1 protein-coding gene is annotated in these 606 nt (G+C 63.9%); it reads right to left on the bottom strand.

All coding sequences use genetic code 11. From position 1 onward, the window contains the following. Window positions 1-606, bottom strand: a 606-nt coding sequence (locus GS4_RS24645) for an acetaldehyde dehydrogenase (acetylating) (RefSeq protein ID WP_040511842.1), incomplete at both ends; no start/stop codon positions are given.

Here is a 606-nt window from a genome sequence, read left to right as displayed (position 1 = left end):
CGGCGATGGATCGACTCCGCGATCGCATCAGTATCGGCATCAGCCGGAATGGCACAGAAGATGGTGTCGCGCATGATCATCGGCGGATCGGCCGGATTCAAGATGATGATCGCCTTACCCCGATCAGCGCCACCGATCGTCTCCACACCCCGCGACGTGGTCTTGGTGAACTCGTCGATATTCGCCCGCGTGCCCGGTCCCGCCGACACCGACGCCACCGATGCCACGATCTCCGCGTACGGCACCGCCACCACAGATGACACCGCATGCACCATCGGGATGGTGGCCTGCCCACCACAGGTGATCATGTTCGTGTTCGGCGCATCCAGATGCTCACGCAAGTTCGCCGGCGGCACCACCGCCGGACCCACCGCAGCCGGCGTCAAATCGATCGCCGTGATCCCCGCCTGCTCATAGCGCGGGGCGTACTCACGATGCACATACGCCGACGTCGCCTCGAAAATCAGATCCGGCAACTCGCTCGACCCCAACAACTCGTCAGCCCCACCGGACATGGTGACCAAACCCGCATCCGCGGCGCGTTTCATCCCCTCCGAATCCGGATCGATACCCACCATCCAGCGCGGATCGATCACCCCCGAACGC

It is taken from the genome of Gordonia soli NBRC 108243, from assembly GCF_000334455.1.
Classification (GTDB): domain Bacteria; phylum Actinomycetota; class Actinomycetes; order Mycobacteriales; family Mycobacteriaceae; genus Gordonia; species Gordonia soli.
This window is presented reverse-complemented; position numbering and strand designations above follow the sequence as displayed.